Raw genomic sequence first — 16,720 nt, forward strand, 5'->3', positions numbered from 1 at the left:
TTGTTGCCCATGACACACGCGCACGGCCGAAAGCCTCGCACATCATCCAATGTCCGGAAATCGCTTGTAAATTTTATTCGAACGACGCTGTCACCACCCTCCGTTGCCGGGGCGTGGTGCATGGTGTCGGCGTCCATCGGCAGGCCCCGACGAGGCCGCTCGTCACGTTACGGTGTCGAGGCGAAAATGCTCGGCAACGAGTTTTCTATGGCCGAACGGCTGAGGTCCCTGGCGATGAACACCAGCCATCCGCCCGAGACACCATCCGGCCAGCGCGGCAGGTATTCGGGCGGGTAGACGACATGCTGAACCCCGTGAATGACCACGGGGCGGGAATCGCCCGCAACGGACAGCAGGCCCTTGACCCGCAGGATGGACTGGCCGCGGCTGGCGAGCAGCAATTCCAGCCAGTCGACAAAGGCCGGCCAATCCACGGCGGCGGCGACTTCGACGACGAAGGTCTCGACGCCGGCGCTGTGCCGGCCGTAAAGCGGCCCGTCGGAAGCATCGAGGTAGCGCGGGCGCCGGTCTCCGGTGCTCTCGAAAAGCGCGCCGGCGCCCGGCATCTTCGCCTTGCTGGAGACGAGCTGGCTGACCGTCGGGTTGATCGCGGCAATGTCATTGCGCAGCGCATCGAGCCGCCAGGGCTCGGCAAGATCGGACTTGGTCACCACCACGCGATCGGCCAGCGCCACCTGCTGGACGGCTTCGGCGAAGCGGGCGATCGTTCCCGCGCCCCCGACGCCATCGACCGTGGAGACGATCGTGCCGGCGCGGTAGCCGCGCCTCAACCGCAGATCGCTCATCACCGCCTGCATGATCGGCGCGGGGTCGGCAAGTCCCGTCGTCTCGACGACGACGCGGCGAAAGGGCTCCACCTCCCCGCGGCGCACCATCTCGAACATGTCGGCGAGCGTCGAGACCAGATCGTCCCGTACGGCACAGCACAGGCACCCCGAAGACAAGAGCACGGCGTCTTCGGACACTTCGCGCACCAGGAGATGATCAAGGCCGACCTCGCCGAACTCGTTGATGACCACAGCCGTGTCGGCGAAGTCCGGTTCGCCGAGCAGATGGCGGAGAAAGGTCGTCTTGCCGCTGCCGAGGAAGCCCGTCAGGACATGGACGGGAATACGATCATCCAGCGCGGGAGCGGCAGGCTGCACGGTCAGGCCACCTCGAAGATCGCGTCGATCTCCACCGGCACGTTTCGCGGCAGCGAGTAGCAGCCGACCGCCGCGCGGGCATGGCGCCCCGCCTCACCAAAAACCTCGACCATCAGATCGGATGCGCCATTGATGACCTTCGGATGGTCCTTGAAATCCGGTTCGGCATTGACGAAGCCGCCCAGCCGGATCACGCCGACGACGCGGTCGAGATCACCGCCCAGCGCCTCCTTGAGCTGGGCGAGGATGTTGACGGCGCAAAGCCGCGCTGCCGCCTGGCCGTCCTCGACCGAAAAGTCGGAACCGAGCTTGCCGGTGAACTTGTCCCTGCCGCCCTCGGCCGGCACCTGTCCGGAAATATAGACCTGGCTGCCATGGCGGCGCGCCGGCACATAATTGGCCAGCGGCGCCGTCGTCGTCGGCAGCACGATGCCCAGGCTCGCCAGTTTGTCGTCGATCTTCCCCACCACGATGCGTTCCTCCCCGATCATCTAGTAGTCGAATTGCAGCTCCGGCCCGTGCGCGAAGGGCAGTTCCAGCCCCTGCGGGCCGGCGACGCTGAGCAGGGCCTTGCAGGTGGTGCGGATGTCGTGGACGATGCCCTTCTTGGCCGCCGTGGCGTTCTTGTCCTTGAGGGCTGCCAGGATGTTCTGGTGGTCCGACGCATTCCAAGGCATCGAGGGGATCAGCAGCGACATATACATGGTCGGGCCGAACTGCAGCCAAAGCGACTCGATCAGCGGCATCAGGACTTCGCTGTCCGCTGCCTGGTACAGCGTGAAATGGAATTTCTGGTTGGACGACAGGCAGTTCAGGATGTCGCGCTTTTCGATGGCCACCAGAAGCTGCTTGTTGATCGCCGACAACTCGTCCGCCAGCCCGGACGGATCCTTTTTCACGGCAAGCTCGGTCGCCATGCCCTCCAGCATCTCCCGGATCGTAAACAGCTCGGTCAGTTTTTCGGGCCGCAGCCTCGGCACGCGGACCGAACCGCCCTTGGTTTCCTCCAGCGCATTGGCAGCAACGAGGCGGCTGAGCACTTCGCGCACCGGCATCGGACTGGTGCCGAGCCCGACAGCCAGCTTGCGCAGGCTCATCACCTGTCCCGGCAGAAAGGCACCGACCATGAGCCCACGGCGCATGTAACGAAGGACATGCTCATGGACATGGCCGCGTGCCGGCTTTTCGGCAGCGTCGCTGTTGACTTCGTTTTCCGGCTTCTTGATCGGCATCTTGTCTTCAGACTCCGTCATCTCGTCTTAAATCCGCGATCCGCCAGAAGGCCAATCCCGCCACACCGCCCGTCTGCCCCAGGGGTTGACAGGTCAAAATTTGTGATCTCACATTGTGATCAATAAACGACTTTTCTCAAGACGGCAACCTTTAACTGTCCTGCCGCTCCGCAGACGCCAGCCAACGGAAAAGTCGCCCTGAGACTCCGATGGGAGAATGAGACATGACTGCGACCGTTTCCGACCAATCCGCCTTGCGTGCCCATATCGACCGCGCCGCCGGTCTCGGCCGCTATGTGCTGCGCAACGTGCGCCTTCACACGGCGACCACACGGGCGGACGCTGCCGATGCCGCAGACAGCGCGTTCTTCCTGGCCGATATGAGTGTAGAGAAGGGCAGAATATTAGCAATAACGCCTGCACGTCCGCGCACCACCACGGCGGACGACCCGAACCTGCCGTTCATCGACGTCGGCGGGCGCGTCGCGCTGCCGCCCTTCGTCGATTGCCACACGCATCTCGACAAGGGCCACATCCTGCCGCGCACGCCCGCGGCGGACGGGACGTTCGACGGCGCGCTGGCGGCGACGCGCAGCGACCGCACGGCACGATGGTCAGCCGGCGACCTTGGCAGGCGCATCGATTTCGCCCTTCGCTCGGCCTTTCACTACGGCACATCCGCCATTCGCACGCATCTCGATTCGCAGCCGCCGCAGGCCGAAATCTCCTGGCCCCTGTTCACGGAACTCCGCCAGCATTGGCGCGGGCGGATCGCGCTACAGGCTTCCTGCCTGTTCCCCATCGACATGGCACGGGACGATGCATTCCTGCGCGACATCGCAAAACGCGTCGCCGATGCCGGAGGGATCCTCGGCGCCGTCGCCTATCCGGTGCCCGATATCGATCATCTGCTCGACCGGATGTTCCGTGCCGCCTCGCATTACGGTCTCGATCTCGACTTTCATGCCGACGAGAGCGCCGACCCGGCCGCCGATGTGCTGTGCCGCATCGCCGAAACGGCCTTGCGCTCCTCTTTCGCCGGCAGGATAGTGGTCGGGCACTGCTGCTCCCTGGCGATGCAGGAAACCGCGATTGTCGATGCGACGCTCGATAAGGTCGCGGCGGCCGGCATCACCGTCGTATCGCTGCCGACCTGCAACCTCTACCTCCAGGATCGCAGGAAGGACGGCACGTCGCCACGCTGGCGCGGCGTCACCCTGCTGCATGAAATGAAGCGACGCGGAATAGCTGTCGCGCTCGCCTCGGACAACACGCGCGACCCGTTCAATTCCTACGGGGACCTGGACATGCTCGATACGTTCCGCCTCGGCACGCGTGCCCTTCATCTCGACCATCCCCACGGCGACTGGATCAAGGCGGTTTCTACGACGCCGGCCGAGATCATGCGCCTGAACGGCCACGGCGCCATCGCAGCAGGGCAACCGGCCGACCTGATCCTTTTCGAGGGACGCTCCTGGTCGGAGATCCTCTCCCGGGCGGAGAGCGACCGTATCGTCATCCGAAACGGTTCCCCGAGCTCGGCTCCCCTGCCCGCCTATGCGGAACTGGATTCGCTGGAGGGATTTGCGCTTACCTGAAGCACCGGCCCCCGCCAAGAAAAACCCCGCCTGGTCGGGCGGGGTTCCCCCAACGTTCGGATCAGCTCAAAGCAGATCAGGCCGTCGCGCCGACCTGGTAGAGCTCGACCTTCGTACCATCCGGGTCGGCGATATAGATCGTCAGACCATAGGGACCGTCGTGAAGGTCGGTATAATAGCGGACGCCGGCTTTCTTCAGCTTCGCATCCATGGCGCGCACATCGTTGACTTCGAAAGCGATATGGTCGAGCTGACGGTGCTCGCGCGTCTTGCCGTGGATGAGGGCGATCCCCTGATGGAAGGCGGTGAACGGACGGCCGTCGGCGAGCGGCTTGGCCGGGCGGATCGTGAAACCCAGCAGGTTGGTGTAGAAATCGACCGACGTGTCGATATCATCGACCATGATCAGCTGGTGGCCATAGTTCGTCACGCGCGGCTTGACCTGTTCGCCGATCCAGTCGAGCACTTCGGAAGAGGGAGCGATCTCGCAGAAATACTGCTTCCACACCTGCTTGGCCGTCGCCTCCCAATCCGCATTCACCCCCGAGATGCAGTCATCGACGGCAATGACGTCGAGGTCGCGCAGATAAGCTTCGCGAATGGAGGTCTCCACGCAGGCATTGGTGGTCGCCCCGGTAACGAAGAGATGCTGGGTGCCCAGCATCTTCAGCATCATCTCGAGACGCGTCTCGTAGAACGCGCCGAAACGATGCTTGCGGATGACGAAGGCCGGATCGAAATCCGCAAGGTCCTTCAATTCGTCTATGATCTGCTCGTCCCAGGTTCCGGCAAGCGCGGAAACGCGCTTGCGGCGCGCGGTATGGCCGAGCAGCTTTTTCCTCGCACGGTTGTGGTCGATCGCAAAATGCTCCTGCATCGTCCAGATGACCGGGATGCCCGTGTCCTGGCAGCGCTCGATGAGCTTGGCCAGGGGCGGCACGATGGAGGAGAGCCGTTTGGTGTCGACGCCGGAAACACCCAGCGTTCCCTCCTCGTGAATGAACGCATTCTGCAGGTCGATGACCAGAAGCGCCGACTTGCGATAGTCGAGGGTTTCAAGGGCCATCACTTGTGCTCCACCATGTCGATGCCGAGCACGCCGCCGCGACCCCAGCTATCCTTGGGCGTCTCATGGATCACCACGTGCAGGTGATCCGGCTTGCAGGCGGCCTCTTCGACCATGGCCTTGGTGATGGCTTTCACGAGGTTGCGCTTCTGCTCGACGGTGCGCCCCTCCCACATTTCGACGACGACGAATGGCATTCTATGTCTCCTCTCTTTCAGCGGGCGTGGCGCCGGAGGCCCAGACGGGCACGGCGGACGCAAAGCCCGAAACCAGGTCATTGTCGGCCCGGTCGGCGCCGGAGAGCAGCCAGAGCGGGCGGTTCGAATAGTTCACCAGGACCTGCTCTTCCATGCAGGCCCGGTTGGCCGGATGCGCGGGATCGCGCACGAAGCGGCTCGTCGCCGGCATCAGCCGGATCACGTAAAGCGGCTCCGCATCCTCAAGGCCGCAAAGCGCCTCGGAACCCATCGCCGCCAGCGGGACGGCCCGCGGAACAGGATCTTCTCCGGCGACAGGCACGAGCAAAACGGCGCCGGCGAGCGGCGCCACCGGCCAGTACCGGCCTTCCCGGCGCGCATCCAGAAACGCGCGGTATCGACCGGCCTCTGTGAACAGTTCACTGTCCCAGAGGATGATATCGGCCCCGAGCACGTTCCTCGCCGCCTCGACGACGAGGTCGCTCTCGCACAGTTCGAGGAAGGCCCAGGGGTCGGTCAAGGCGATGCCGTGGCCCCAGGGATTGTGGATCCCCGACAGTCTCTCCTGGCGGATCGCCGCCTTGCGGCCGACGATCCTGGCGACGGCCTCGCGCACCGGCAGTCGCGCCGGTGTCAGCGGGACCCGGCCGGCCAGATCGAGATGGTCGGGGATCGCCACGGTCATGCCGCCGGCACGGTCACGCAACGGCCGCGGCCGTAATGCCGCTCGTCGACCGCGCCGTTTTCATAGACGACCTCGCCGCGTGCGACCGTCATCACCGGCCAGCCCTTCAGGGTCCAGCCCTCGTAGATGCAGGTGCCCTTGCCGGTGTGCTCGACCGTGCGCTCCTCATCAAGATCGACCAGAACGAGGTCCGCATCGAAGCCGACATCGATATGGCCCTTGCGCGGCCAGAGGCCGAAGCGACGGGCCGGATTGAACGAGTTGAGCTCGACCAGGCGGCTGAGCGGCAGCCCGCGCTGGTGCACGCCGAAGTGCAGCATCAGCGACAGTTCCCAGGGGAAGCTGACGACACCGGGGAACTCCGTCCAGAGATCCTCGAGCTTCTTGGGCAGGAACGGCACATGGTCGGTGCCCAGGCTGTAGACCGAGCCGTTGAGCATGCCGGCCCACAGGCCCTCGAGTTCGTTGCGGTCGCGCAGCGGCGGCGAGATCTTGGCGCGCATGTCGAGATCGTCGTCGTAGCAGGTGCGCGTCAGGTAATGCGGGCAGGTTTCCACCGTGACATGAATGCCGCGGGCCTGCGCTTCGGCAGCGAGGACCGGCCCCATGCCGACCGATGTGTGCACGAGATGCAGGGAGCAACCGGTCTTCTCGGCCAGGAAGATCATGCGCCGGATCGTTTCGACCTCGCAGAAGGCCGGGCGCGATTCCGTGTAGGCGCCGAGGTCCTGGCGGCCGGTCGCGGCGATCTCCTTCTTGATCCACGAGGCGATCTGGGTGTTCTCGCAATGGACGTTGATCACCGCGCCGGGGATCTTCGACAGGATGCGCATGGCGGCGTAGACCCAGCCATCGGTCGCCGGGACGATGCCGATCGGATTGTCGGGCTCATAACCGAAATAGCATTTGAAGGACTTCACGCCGGTCTTGGCGATGATTTCAGGGATTTCGGCGATGTGCTCCTCGCGCTGGATGCCGAAGTGGAAGCCGAAATCGATAACCGCATTCTCCTCCCCCAGCGCCTTGCGCTCCTCGTAGAAGGGCAGGTAGGATTCCTTCAGATTGCGGATGTAGAGCAGCGCCGTCGTTACGCCACCGGAGGCGGCGGCGGCCGTCTCGGTCCGCATGTCCTCCGGGAACGGGAACTTCACACCGAGATGGCAATGCGGGTCGATCAGGCCCGGCATCAGGACCCGGCCCCCGGCATCGATGGTGCGGGTGGCGTCCGGCAGGACCTCGTCCGCCCCGGTCAGCACGATCTTGCCGTCCTTGACGGCGACCCCGCCGAAATATTCGCCGTCGTGGCGAACCACGCGGGCGTTCTTGATGACGAGATCCGCCTTCATTGCTTTTGCTCCAATATGCCTTCGATACGCCGGCTGATGCCGGCCCACTGGCTGCGCCCGACGGTGATCGGCGCGCGCGCGCCCATGCCCCGGGCCCAGACCGCCTTCAGCCCGAGTTCACCGGCCGCCTCGCGGTCGATCGTGCCGGGCGGGGCCGCCACATCCACCAGAAGCGCGTGCTTGGACAGCAGTTCGAGCTGCGCACGCTCCATCAGGCGCTTCGGAACGCTGCCGATGACGACATCCATCCGGGGCAGGTAGTCAGGCAGCTCCTCCAATGTCAGCGACTGCGCGCCGGCGGCATAGGCCGCGGCCCGCTGCACCGGGTTTCGCGCCGCGACATGGACATGGGCACCGAGCGCCACCAGCGTGTTGGTCAGCAACGAGCCGATGGTGCCCTGCCCGACGAGCATGACGTTCGACTTGTGGATGGTGATCTGCGTGTTCTCGATGATCACCTTGAGCACGCCCTCGACGATGGCGGGGCCGCGCAGCAGCATCAGATCGACATCCCACTCATATTCGTGCAGCGTGATGCCGAGCACCTCGCAATGGCCCTTCAGATTGGCGTCGGCCCAGCCGAGGATGATGTGGCCCGGCTTGTTCATGCCCGCGAGCATGTCGCGCGTCGGGATGATCTTCTCGGGGCACTTCGGCGCGAACAGCGCGCCCTCCGCCGTGATGCCGGGGATCGGGAAGAGGGCGATGTCGGCCCCCTTCAGCGCGTCGGCCGCATCCCTCGCGTGGTAGACGCCCTCGATGCCCTCGTCCGGCCAGGGGAAACCATAGGCACGAACGGTCGCGCCGGCCCGCAGGGCACAGCGGGCGATCTCCTGCTCGCGGGCATCCCCGGCGACGACCGCGATGACGGTGTTCTTCCAGCTCATTTCGCCCTCACCTTCTCGATCACCTGCTCCTTGCTCATCCCTGCTATGCCCATCGCCTCGGCGGTACGGCCGCCCTCGCGATAGTTGGCGCCGACCGCGATCTGCGCCAGGCTGTAGAGGGAATGGGCCACCGGCGTCTCGACGCCGGCGATCCGCGCAAATTCAAGGAACGGCAGCAGGCCGTGACCGAAATCCTCCTTGTAGTAGCGGTATTCCAGGGAGTCGGGTCCCTTGATGCGCTTGTTGGCTTCGCCGCCGGCAATTGCCGCCCGGTAGTCGCCGGTGTCGACCACATCCGCCTCCACCGTGCCGAGAAGCTTCATCTCCTCGATCAGGTTCGGCAGGTCGTGCCCGAAAGCCCTGGCGACCGCCAGCCGTTCCTCGTCGAGCTGCTTCATGACGCGGGCAACGCCGGGGGTCATGGCATCGACATAGAAGGTGAAGTTGCCACTCGTCGCCTCCACCCATGCGGCCGCCAGCACCGCGCCCGGCGGATGCAGGACCATGTTAACGTTGGAAAGGTCCGAGGCGATGACATCGGCAACGGGATCAAGGCCCGGAAAGAGCTTGCCGGCGATCTCCAGAACCTCCGCCCCACCCTTCAGGGCGGCCGCCTTGAGCCGCTTCGCCCGGCCGGAAACCGTCACGCCGTCCGGGCGATACTTGCGCGCCACATAGGTCAGCGTCGAGAACTCGACCACGGCCGGCGCCGCACGCCCGCTGCGCGCGAAGGTTTGCGCAAACTCCAGGGCGCCACCGGTATGGCCCGGATTGAGGATGACGGGGCTGGACGAGGGCCAGCCTGCGGCCGCGAGCGCCGCGGCAATCGGCGAATGCGAAAAGGTCGGCAGTGCCACCACCGCGACATCGACCCCCGCGATCGCCGCCTTGAGGTCGGTGGTGATCAGCGCCGGCCTGGCGACACCCTCGCCGAGCTTGCCTTCATGGGCAACCCCGCCGAGTTTGATATGCGGCTCCAGCGTTTCGGCCGATCTCGCCCAGAAATGCACGTCGTGCCCGGCCTGGACCAGCTCCGCAACCGAAGCCGCCCCACCGGCGCCTGCACCTAGTACTGCTACCTTCATTCTCTCCTCCCGGGGGAAAGCGTGGGCAAGACCACCTGTCCCCATTCCCGGAGCGGGCTTAAGGTCCCGGCTCCACTGGTTGCTCCTCAACAACTTTGATCACACTTTATGATCACAGATAGAATTGTCAAGCAGAAGAATATGCTTTCGCATGCTCAATTCGCCCGATCGGTGAAGGCTGCTTGCCGCGACGGGCGAGAACCATGCGCCGGTCAAATCCGGACGGATGCTCGCCGGCGCCCACACCGGGATTCGCACTGAATCCATCGCGGATGAACAGATTTCCCGACCCCCGCACACGGAGTGATCCGCTTCACCGACTTTCTTCCGGAATATTGTTTCTACCGTATCATCCAGCGGCACGCCCTTTCGGCGCGATCCGCGATGCAGGGGGCCGAGAGGTCCAACACCACCATCATGAACGGCAGCTTTATGGTATCCTCCTGCAGCACACGGTGCCCGGAACGAGAAGCACCCGTCGGACAGCAGCGCACCATTGCTGCGCGGCCACCCTTCAGCCAGGCCGATAGGCCGAGCTTCGACATGCCGCCCCAAAGCGCCCGCTTCCGACAAGGCAGACTTCAGGGCAGCCTCTCGGCCGCAGCTTGCCCCGGCCGGCGCCGAACGCCGGCCAGACAGGCCTCAGCTCAGTTTCCTTCGTCGTAGAGCGTCGTGGTCGTCTCGACATTCCCGTGGTGGAGACCGGCCCGCACCACCGCGGCGGCGGCCAGTTCGCGGGCCTTGGCGCGGATCGCCGCCTCGTCGACGCCCTGCACCTTGCCGTCGGCATAAAGTGCCTTGCCGTCCACCCAGGTCTGCGTGATCGACGCGGTGGATGCGGAGAAGACCAGCGCTTGCAACGGATCGTAGAACGGCGTCCACTCGATATGGTCGAGGTCGAAGAGAATGAAATCCGCCTTCTTGCCCACTTCGAGCGAGCCGATTTCATCGTCCCACATCAGGGCCCGCGCCCCTTCGATGGTGGCGGCGCGCAGCGCCTCGCGCGCGGTGAAGACGTCGGGCTTCAACCGCGCATCCTTGAACATCCCGGCCACGACCAGCATCTGCCGCATGAGGTTCATGTTGCCCGCCGCCGACACGCCATCGGTCCCGAGCCCGACCTTGACGCCGGCCTTGACCATTTCGGGATATTTGCCGATGGACGTCGCGCCCTTGCCGAGCTTGAAGGACGAGCACGGGCAGAAGGCGACGCTCGCGCCCCGCTCCGCCAGCAGCCTGACCTCCTCGTCCGATACCGCCGCACCATGGGCGATGACGAGATTCTTGCGGATGCCGCCGGCCTGGTCGACCCGGGTGATCGGCCAGCAGCCATATTTGCTCTCGCAGACCTTGGCCTCCTCGATCGAGGTCGCCAGATGGTAGGTCGTGCCGACACCCAGCTTCTCGGCCAGCGCGACGGCGCCGACATGCAGTTCGAGGCTGCACGGCTCCTTGCCCTCGATGTTCACCCAGCAGCGGGCGCGGCCCTCGAGCGTATTGTTATAGCGTGTAACGCATTCCTCCAGCACTTTCAGCGCCGTCTGCGCGTCCGGGAAGAAATGATGCTCGGCCATTTCCTCGGTCCAGCCACGCGGCAGCTCGGCCGGCCGGTTGTCCGCGGCATGGCGGCCGGTGATGCCGCGCATGCCGGTCTTTTCCATCGCCCGGATGACGATCCCGGGATCGTATTGCGAGCCCATGTCGAGGAAGCAGGTCGTGCCGCATCGGAGCATCTCCGTGATGCCGAGCAGTGCGCCCCAATATTCGTCCTCTTCCGTGATGAAGGCGTAGAAGGGCTTGGCCCAGTGGAAGACCCAGGCCCGCGTGTTGAGATTGTCGGGGAAGACCGCGCGCGAAAGCGTTTCCGACAGATGGACGTGGCTGTCGACGAAGCCCGGGCACATGCCCAGCATCCTGCCGTCGATCACCTTGTCGAAAACCCCGCCCTGGTGGCGCGTCTTGATCTCATCCGCCGCTCCGATGTCTGCGATGCGGTCGTTCTCGATCACCACGCTGGCATTGCGCAGCACCGTGTCGTCCTTGTCGACCGTGAAAGCGAAGTTCAGATTTTCAATCAGCGTACGCATGCGGCTCCACCCAATGCTTCAACACGTTTCCCTCCCGATCGCCCGCCGCGCGAGATGGCGGGCGACATTCATGGCGGCCGGGCAGGACACCGGCCCGGCCGCCGTAGCGCCCTCAGGCGACGGCCTGTGCCTTCACGCCCTGCCTGGCGGTGCCGCAGACGATAAGCTTGTCCGTGTTCGTGTAGTCGGACAGGAGTTCCGATCCGTTCGACGTCACAAGCAGCATGTCCTTGTTCTGCATGCCAAAGCCATAGCCGGTGTTGTAGCAGAGCGGTTCGAAACCGAGGACCATGTTTTCCTCCAGCGGCGCGTCGCTGCCCGGCTTGCCGAGCACCGGCGTGAGGCCGAGATAGGGATCCTCATGGAGATGAAGGCCGATGCCGTGGCCGACGAAGGAGATCGGCGGCAGGTCGAGCTTGGCGAGCTTGGCGATGAACGCGTCGTAGATCGCGCGGCAGCTGGCGCCCGGCTTCACCTTCTCCATGATCTCGTACTTGCATTCCACCAGATGGGCCCAGATCTTGTCGGCCATGGGCGGCGCTTCGCCGACGATGGCCGTCCGGCAGACACCGGCCTGGTAGCCGTCGATGACGGAGAAGATTTCCACGCGGCAGACATCCCCGCGCTTGAGGATGCGGTCGGACGGGCCGACATTCGGCAGCACGCTGCGCTCGCCGGTGGCGACGATGAGGAGCTTGAAATGCTCCGCGCCAAGCGAATAGACGTTGCGCGTCAGGTGCCCGGCAATATCCATTTCACTGTTGCCCGCATCCACCTCCGCCAGTGCGTCGGCAATGGCTTGGTCGGCGATGCGCGACAGTCTGCTGAGCAGCGCGATCTCTTCTGCCGTCTTGATCTGGCGCAGCCGCGCGAGGATCGGCTCGGCGTGCTCGAACCGCGCGCCGGGCATCGCCGCGATCAGGCGGGCGAAATCGCCGGCAGGCAGATAGTCCATCTCGAGGCCGATGCGCGCCTTCGCAAGGCCAAGACCGGAGAGCTGGTCGGCAAGGACCAGCATCGGGTCATCGGAAAACTCCGCCCAGATGCGTGACGGTACGTCGGGCAGGCGCCGCTTGATCGTCGACGCTTCCATATCGACACCGAAAATGGCGCTGCGCCCGTCGGCGGTGACGATCGTCATCGCGTGGCGATGGCGGATCAGCGGTTGCGACGGAACGACGAAGCCTGCCGTATAGGCAAAGTTCTCAGGCGAGGAGCAAATGATGGCATCGAGCCCATGCTCCGCCATAGCCCTGACCTGTTTTGCAACGATTTCTGCCCGCATATTCTTTCCTCTCTCCTTGCGTTTGCTGGCGGACGCTCAGTCGCGAACGCGATATTTCTCGACCTTGGCAAGATCGACATCGATGCCCATGCCAGGCCCCGTCGGCACGACGATTGCGCCGTCGACGAACTGCATCGGCTCGACCAGAAGGTCGTCCTTGTAGTAGATGCCGCCGACCTGGCCATGCTGCGCCTCGGCCGGCGTCGATACGGGAATGACGCAGGACAAGGTCACCGCCGGTGACGCGGCGGCGAGCTGGACATTGGCGAGGTTGCCGATGCCGGTCTCGATCGATCCGTTAACGTTGCAGAGGATGCCGGCGGCGCGGCAGACCGCGCCCACCTCCATCGCCTTGTAGAGGCCGCCCGCCTTTGTCGTGTAGATCGAGACGATCTGGATACCGCCATTCTGGACGATCTGGATGGAATCATGGGCATTCCAGGCCGATTCGTCGGCCATGACGGGCGCATCGATCCGGCGGCCGACCTCGGCGATCCGCTCGATGCCCATCACCGGCTGCTCGACATATTTGAGCCCGTTCTTCTCCATCTTGCGCACGGTCTGCACGGCCTCGCCCGGCGTCTTGTAGCCCTCGTTGGCATCGACGCAGATCTCGACCGCATCGCCGGCGACCTCCCGCACGGCATCGACCATGGCAACGTCCCGCGCCGGATCGACGCCGATCTTCACCTTGATCGTCCTGACGCCTTCCGCGACCAGCTTGGCGACCTCGGACCGCGCCTCTTCGATGGAGATCAGGCCGATGGAATGGGTGACCGGCACCCGTTCGCGCGCCTTGCCGCCGAGCAGGGTGTGCACGGGAACGTTCAGCCAGCGGCCGGCAAGATCATAGGCCGCAAACTCGACCGCAGCCTTCGAATAGGGATAACCACGGATGATCGCATCCATCCGGGCATGCAGTTCCGCGAAATTGCCGAGTTCCAGCCCGATGACCGCGGGCGCGAGATAGGTGTCGATGACCGCGCGGGTGATCATGGCGGATTCGCCGAAATAGCGGCCGAATTCCCCACCCCAGTCCTTGAGCGCCGGCGCCTCGCCCCATCCGACCCGGCCGTCGCTATCGGTCATCCTGACCATGACGTAGCGGCCAATGACCTCGGTGAGGCCCGCCCACTTGTGCTCGCGCCGCGTGGGCAATTGGACAATCAATGTTTCGATGGACTTGATCGTTGGCACTGGCTCCACCTTCTCCTTGTCGTCGCAGACATCTCGTTGTAGAATGCGATCATCTATTGTGATCACACTTTATGATCATGATTTGGAATGTCAAGGATGGCCGGATCGATTTTTTGTACCGGCAGGCAGGAGGGAAAACATGATCGTCGAAGCGACCAACTACTTCGCCAGGGAGGGCCTGGCCGACGCGGTGCTCGAGCAGCGCCGCAAGGCAAGCGAGATCAGGCGCGGGCTCGGGCTCGAGCCAGGGCTGATCCTCGTCAAGCTGGAAGGAGACGGTCCGGATGTCCGCTGGGAGTGCAGGTTCGCGTCCAGAGCAGCATATGAAGCCGACCGGGCAGCCAGGGCCGCGTCCCCGAACTTCGAGGAAGCACGCAGGGCCATGCATCGCCTGCTGGCAAAGTTCGAACGGCACGTCAGCCAGGAAGCCGACGCGGTGCAGAACCGCTGAAATCCTCGCCTCTGCACCGGAGAGCGCCATTTTGGGTGACGGCGTGTAAACCCGCAAAGACGGGTGCAGATATCGCCGCCCATTGCTTTTGTCCGTCCACCCTGAAGGACACGCCGCATCGTCCAGCGCCGAATGCACGCCTTCAAAGAGCTGCCCACGACAAAATTATCGCTCCCTCATCTGTCACGACAGGCAGGCATGCTTCGGCGATTCTGACCAGCTCAGCTATGGCCTGCGAGGAGAGGGCGGGCCTTCGCACGGAAACCCTTTCGAAGGCCAAAAGACCCATCCGTACGGCGCGAGTGAGCAGCATCGCTTTGTCCTCACCGCAGCCGGTCAGCCGTTCGGCGACAGAGCCGTATTTCTGGGTTTCGCGAGATTGCCGGCATCCGGTCCAGACAAGCCCTAAGCGCATACAATATTTCAGCTTTTTTAACACCCAGCCGGGTAATCTGCGGCAGTCTCACAGGAGACGCTGAGAGCGCATGCAGACTAGTCCATGGCAAACAAGCTAGAGTGTGCGAGCGGTTTGACCGGTTTTTCCCGTAAAAACAACACCGCTCGCAAAATCTTCACAATGCCGGATAAGCTTGCCTTATCGCTCGTTGTGTTCATTATGAAGAAATGAGCCGAATCGACGACCGCAATAGCGAACTTCATCCTTCGCAGGCCTCTGCACCGCCGCACAGCGCGCCGGCCGTCGACGGCATGGCCACCGCCGTTGCCGCGCCGTCCGCCTCCCCTGCCCTGCCGGCCCACCTGCAGGACCTCACCGAACGTGCCCGATCCTATGTCGAGGCCGCCAGCGCCGCCAATACGCGAAAGGCCTACGCCTCCGACTGGAAGCACTTTTCCGCCTGGTGCCGCCGGCAGAACGTTTCCTCCTTCCCTGCGGCCCCGCAGGTCGTCGGCCTCTACATCACCGCCTGCGCCTCCGGCACGGCAGAGCGCGGCGGCAAGCCGAACACCGTCTCCACCATCGAGCGGCGCCTCGCCGCGATCGGCTGGAACTGCGCGCAGCGCGGCCAGCCCCTCGACCGCAAGGACCGCGCCATCGCCACGGTCATGGCCGGCATCCGCAACCGCCATGCCGCCCCGCCGCGCCAGAAGGAGGCCCTGCTTCCCGAGGACCTCATCGCCATGCTGGAGACGCTCGACCGCGGCACGCTGCGGGGCCTGCGTGACCGGGCCATGCTGCTCGTCGGCTTTGCCGGCGGCCTGCGCCGTTCGGAGATCGTCGGCCTCGACCTTGGCCGCGACCAGAGCGAGGACGGACGCGGCTGGATCGAGATCTTCGACAAGGGCGCGCTGGTGACGCTGCGCGGCAAGACGGGCTGGCGCGAGGTCGAGATCGGCCGCGGTTCCTCCGATGCCACCTGCCCCGTCGCGGCCCTGGAGACGTGGATCCGCTTTGCCAAGATCGCCCGCGGCCCCCTCTTCCGCCGCGTGACGGGCCGGGGCAAGTCCGTCGGTCCGGACCGGCTCAACGACCAGGAGGTGGCGCGCCTCGTCAAGAAGGCGGCGCTTTGCGCCGGGGTGCGCGGCGACCTGCCGGAGGCCGAGCGGATGCAGGCCTTCGCCGGCCACTCGCTGCGCGCCGGGCTCGCCTCCTCGGCCGAGGTCGACGAGCGCCATGTCCAGAAGCATCTCGGCCACGCCTCGGCCGAGATGACCCGCCGCTACCAGCGCCGCCGAGACCGCTTCCGCGTCAACCTCACAAAGGCCGCCGGGCTTTAGCCGAGGGCTGGCCCGGTTCGAAGTTTTATGAGCCTCCTATCGCCGGCATTAGGGCGTCGGCTCGAACCACCCAGGAAAGCCCCCTGCCCTCTCGGGGAGACGGGCAACGTCACTGCACCACATCGGTTGACGGATGGGCCGCCCGACAAGAGAAGGGCTTGCGCGCGTCGCGGGGACGGGGCCAGTATCGTCCGGGCCGGCTGGGGAGGGGTCCATGGTACGACGGTTCACTGCAGCGATCTTGTCCCTTATCCTCGCCATGGCCATTCCAGCCCAATCGAGCGTACCAAAAGGCTGGTTTCTGCATGAAGACCAGGCGCCGACGCTGACCCTAGCCTATTATGACCCCTCCTCCGGCGACGTGATGTTCGCCGTGACCTGCACGCAAGGCTACACCGATGCCGTCATCGCCTTTTATCCCGAAACCGCTTCTCCCGGGAAGAAGGCCGTGCGCCTCACGCTTTCAAGCGGCGACAGCGTGCTTGTGATCGATGGAACCGCTCAGATACACAATGGCCGCTACGCGATCGATGGTCAAACGTCGATAGAGCAACACCTTGTCGATCTGTTGCACGGTGGTTTCACGCTGGCCTCGGACGGACAAGAGATGCGGACATTCTCGACGACCGAGCAGGATGCCGTGCATGTCCGCAACCTCACCAAGGCATGCCGAGGCTAGCACAATTTTAGCAAACGTACGG

Annotated in this window: 16 protein-coding genes; 4 read left to right on the forward strand and 12 right to left on the reverse strand. The window is 64.6% G+C overall.

What is annotated here, in order from left to right:
- Nucleotides 1–167: 167 nt before the first annotated feature.
- From MUU56_RS28485 to MUU56_RS28495, 3 genes are read right to left on the reverse strand one after another with little or no spacing between them, the layout of a single operon-like run.
- Nucleotides 168–1,166, reverse strand: a complete 999-nt coding sequence (locus tag MUU56_RS28485; RefSeq protein ID WP_244770657.1) for a CobW family GTP-binding protein — start codon at nt 1,164–1,166, stop codon at nt 168–170.
- A gap of 2 nt (nt 1,167–1,168) precedes the next feature.
- Entirely contained in the window at nt 1,169–1,636 is a 468-nt protein-coding gene (locus tag MUU56_RS28490) for a RidA family protein (protein ID WP_244770658.1), read from the reverse strand.
- Nucleotides 1,637–1,657: 21 nt separating this feature from the next.
- Nucleotides 1,658–2,398 carry a GntR family transcriptional regulator gene (locus tag MUU56_RS28495; RefSeq protein WP_244770659.1) on the reverse strand — a complete coding sequence of 247 codons (741 nt, stop codon included), beginning with the start codon at nt 2,396–2,398 and terminating at the stop codon, nt 1,658–1,660.
- Nucleotides 2,399–2,622: 224 nt separating this feature from the next.
- On the opposite strand from MUU56_RS28495, the gene MUU56_RS28500 reads away from it, so the two are divergent.
- On the forward strand, nt 2,623–3,996 hold the full coding sequence (locus tag MUU56_RS28500; RefSeq protein ID WP_244770660.1) for a cytosine deaminase: 1,374 nt from the start codon (nt 2,623–2,625) through the stop codon (nt 3,994–3,996).
- A gap of 76 nt (nt 3,997–4,072) precedes the next feature.
- Here the strand turns inward: MUU56_RS28500 and MUU56_RS28505 are convergent, their stop codons facing one another.
- From MUU56_RS28505 to MUU56_RS28545, 9 genes are all read right to left on the reverse strand, one after another.
- The gene (locus tag MUU56_RS28505; protein WP_244770661.1) at nt 4,073–5,062 is read right to left on the reverse strand and encodes an isochorismatase family protein; all 990 of its coding nucleotides are present in this window, start codon (nt 5,060–5,062) and stop codon (nt 4,073–4,075) included.
- Nucleotides 5,062–5,259: a 2-hydroxymuconate tautomerase gene (locus MUU56_RS28510; protein ID WP_018431063.1), complete on the reverse strand. Its 198-nt coding sequence runs from the start codon at nt 5,257–5,259 to the stop codon at nt 5,062–5,064. Before MUU56_RS28510 ends, MUU56_RS28505 begins: the two co-directional genes overlap by 1 nt.
- A gap of 1 nt (nt 5,260) precedes the next feature.
- The gene (locus MUU56_RS28515; protein ID WP_244770662.1) at nt 5,261–5,965 is read right to left on the reverse strand and encodes a resolvase; all 705 of its coding nucleotides are present in this window, start codon (nt 5,963–5,965) and stop codon (nt 5,261–5,263) included.
- On the reverse strand, nt 5,941–7,290 hold the full coding sequence (locus MUU56_RS28520) for a dihydroorotase (RefSeq protein WP_244770663.1): 1,350 nt from the start codon (nt 7,288–7,290) through the stop codon (nt 5,941–5,943). The genes MUU56_RS28515 and MUU56_RS28520 overlap by 25 nt, the downstream gene beginning before the upstream one ends.
- Nucleotides 7,287–8,177 (reverse strand): dipicolinate synthase subunit DpsA, encoded by an 891-nt coding sequence (locus MUU56_RS28525; protein WP_244770664.1) that lies wholly within the window; start codon nt 8,175–8,177, stop codon nt 7,287–7,289. The genes MUU56_RS28520 and MUU56_RS28525 overlap by 4 nt, the downstream gene beginning before the upstream one ends.
- Nucleotides 8,174–9,262 carry an NAD/NADP octopine/nopaline dehydrogenase family protein gene (locus tag MUU56_RS28530; RefSeq protein WP_244770665.1) on the reverse strand — a complete coding sequence of 363 codons (1,089 nt, stop codon included), beginning with the start codon at nt 9,260–9,262 and terminating at the stop codon, nt 8,174–8,176. The genes MUU56_RS28525 and MUU56_RS28530 overlap by 4 nt, the downstream gene beginning before the upstream one ends.
- A gap of 647 nt (nt 9,263–9,909) precedes the next feature.
- The gene (locus tag MUU56_RS28535; protein ID WP_244770666.1) at nt 9,910–11,349 is read right to left on the reverse strand and encodes an amidohydrolase family protein; all 1,440 of its coding nucleotides are present in this window, start codon (nt 11,347–11,349) and stop codon (nt 9,910–9,912) included.
- A 112-nt stretch (nt 11,350–11,461) separates the two neighbouring features.
- On the reverse strand, nt 11,462–12,634 hold the full coding sequence (locus tag MUU56_RS28540; RefSeq protein WP_244770667.1) for a M24 family metallopeptidase: 1,173 nt from the start codon (nt 12,632–12,634) through the stop codon (nt 11,462–11,464).
- 36 nt (nt 12,635–12,670) lie between these two features.
- Nucleotides 12,671–13,831 (reverse strand): mandelate racemase/muconate lactonizing enzyme family protein, encoded by a 1,161-nt coding sequence (locus MUU56_RS28545; RefSeq protein ID WP_244770668.1) that lies wholly within the window; start codon nt 13,829–13,831, stop codon nt 12,671–12,673.
- 139 nt (nt 13,832–13,970) lie between these two features.
- On the opposite strand from MUU56_RS28545, the gene MUU56_RS28550 reads away from it, so the two are divergent.
- From MUU56_RS28550 to MUU56_RS28560, 3 genes are all read left to right on the forward strand, one after another.
- Entirely contained in the window at nt 13,971–14,282 is a 312-nt protein-coding gene (locus MUU56_RS28550) for a hypothetical protein (protein ID WP_244770669.1), read from the forward strand.
- A gap of 624 nt (nt 14,283–14,906) precedes the next feature.
- Complete coding sequence (locus MUU56_RS28555) at nt 14,907–16,019, forward strand: tyrosine-type recombinase/integrase (RefSeq protein ID WP_244770670.1); 1,113 nt, start codon at nt 14,907–14,909, stop codon at nt 16,017–16,019.
- Nucleotides 16,020–16,233: 214 nt separating this feature from the next.
- On the forward strand, nt 16,234–16,698 hold the full coding sequence (locus MUU56_RS28560; RefSeq protein ID WP_244770671.1) for a hypothetical protein: 465 nt from the start codon (nt 16,234–16,236) through the stop codon (nt 16,696–16,698).
- Nucleotides 16,699–16,720: the final 22 nt, after the last annotated feature.

Origin of the sequence: Shinella yambaruensis, assembly GCF_022899355.1 — a bacterium.
Lineage (GTDB): Bacteria > Pseudomonadota > Alphaproteobacteria > Rhizobiales > Rhizobiaceae > Shinella > Shinella yambaruensis.

Excerpts from the sequence above, each read along its gene's own strand:
- MUU56_RS28495 (WP_244770659.1), bottom strand. The coding sequence starts at position 2,398 with ATGCCGATCAAGAAGCCGGAAAACGAAGTCAACAGCGACGCTGCCGAA.
- MUU56_RS28500 (WP_244770660.1), top strand. The coding sequence starts at position 2,623 with ATGACTGCGACCGTTTCCGACCAATCCGCCTTGCGTGCCCATATCGAC.
- MUU56_RS28505 (WP_244770661.1), bottom strand. The coding sequence starts at position 5,062 with ATGGCCCTTGAAACCCTCGACTATCGCAAGTCGGCGCTTCTGGTCATC.
- MUU56_RS28510 (WP_018431063.1), bottom strand. The coding sequence starts at position 5,259 with ATGCCATTCGTCGTCGTCGAAATGTGGGAGGGGCGCACCGTCGAGCAG.
- MUU56_RS28520 (WP_244770663.1), bottom strand. The coding sequence starts at position 7,290 with ATGAAGGCGGATCTCGTCATCAAGAACGCCCGCGTGGTTCGCCACGAC.
- MUU56_RS28525 (WP_244770664.1), bottom strand. The coding sequence starts at position 8,177 with ATGAGCTGGAAGAACACCGTCATCGCGGTCGTCGCCGGGGATGCCCGC.
- MUU56_RS28530 (WP_244770665.1), bottom strand. The coding sequence starts at position 9,262 with ATGAAGGTAGCAGTACTAGGTGCAGGCGCCGGTGGGGCGGCTTCGGTT.
- MUU56_RS28535 (WP_244770666.1), bottom strand. The coding sequence starts at position 11,349 with ATGCGTACGCTGATTGAAAATCTGAACTTCGCTTTCACGGTCGACAAG.
- MUU56_RS28540 (WP_244770667.1), bottom strand. The coding sequence starts at position 12,634 with ATGCGGGCAGAAATCGTTGCAAAACAGGTCAGGGCTATGGCGGAGCAT.
- MUU56_RS28550 (WP_244770669.1), top strand. The coding sequence starts at position 13,971 with ATGATCGTCGAAGCGACCAACTACTTCGCCAGGGAGGGCCTGGCCGAC.
- MUU56_RS28555 (WP_244770670.1), top strand. The coding sequence starts at position 14,907 with ATGAGCCGAATCGACGACCGCAATAGCGAACTTCATCCTTCGCAGGCC.
- MUU56_RS28560 (WP_244770671.1), top strand. The coding sequence starts at position 16,234 with ATGGTACGACGGTTCACTGCAGCGATCTTGTCCCTTATCCTCGCCATG.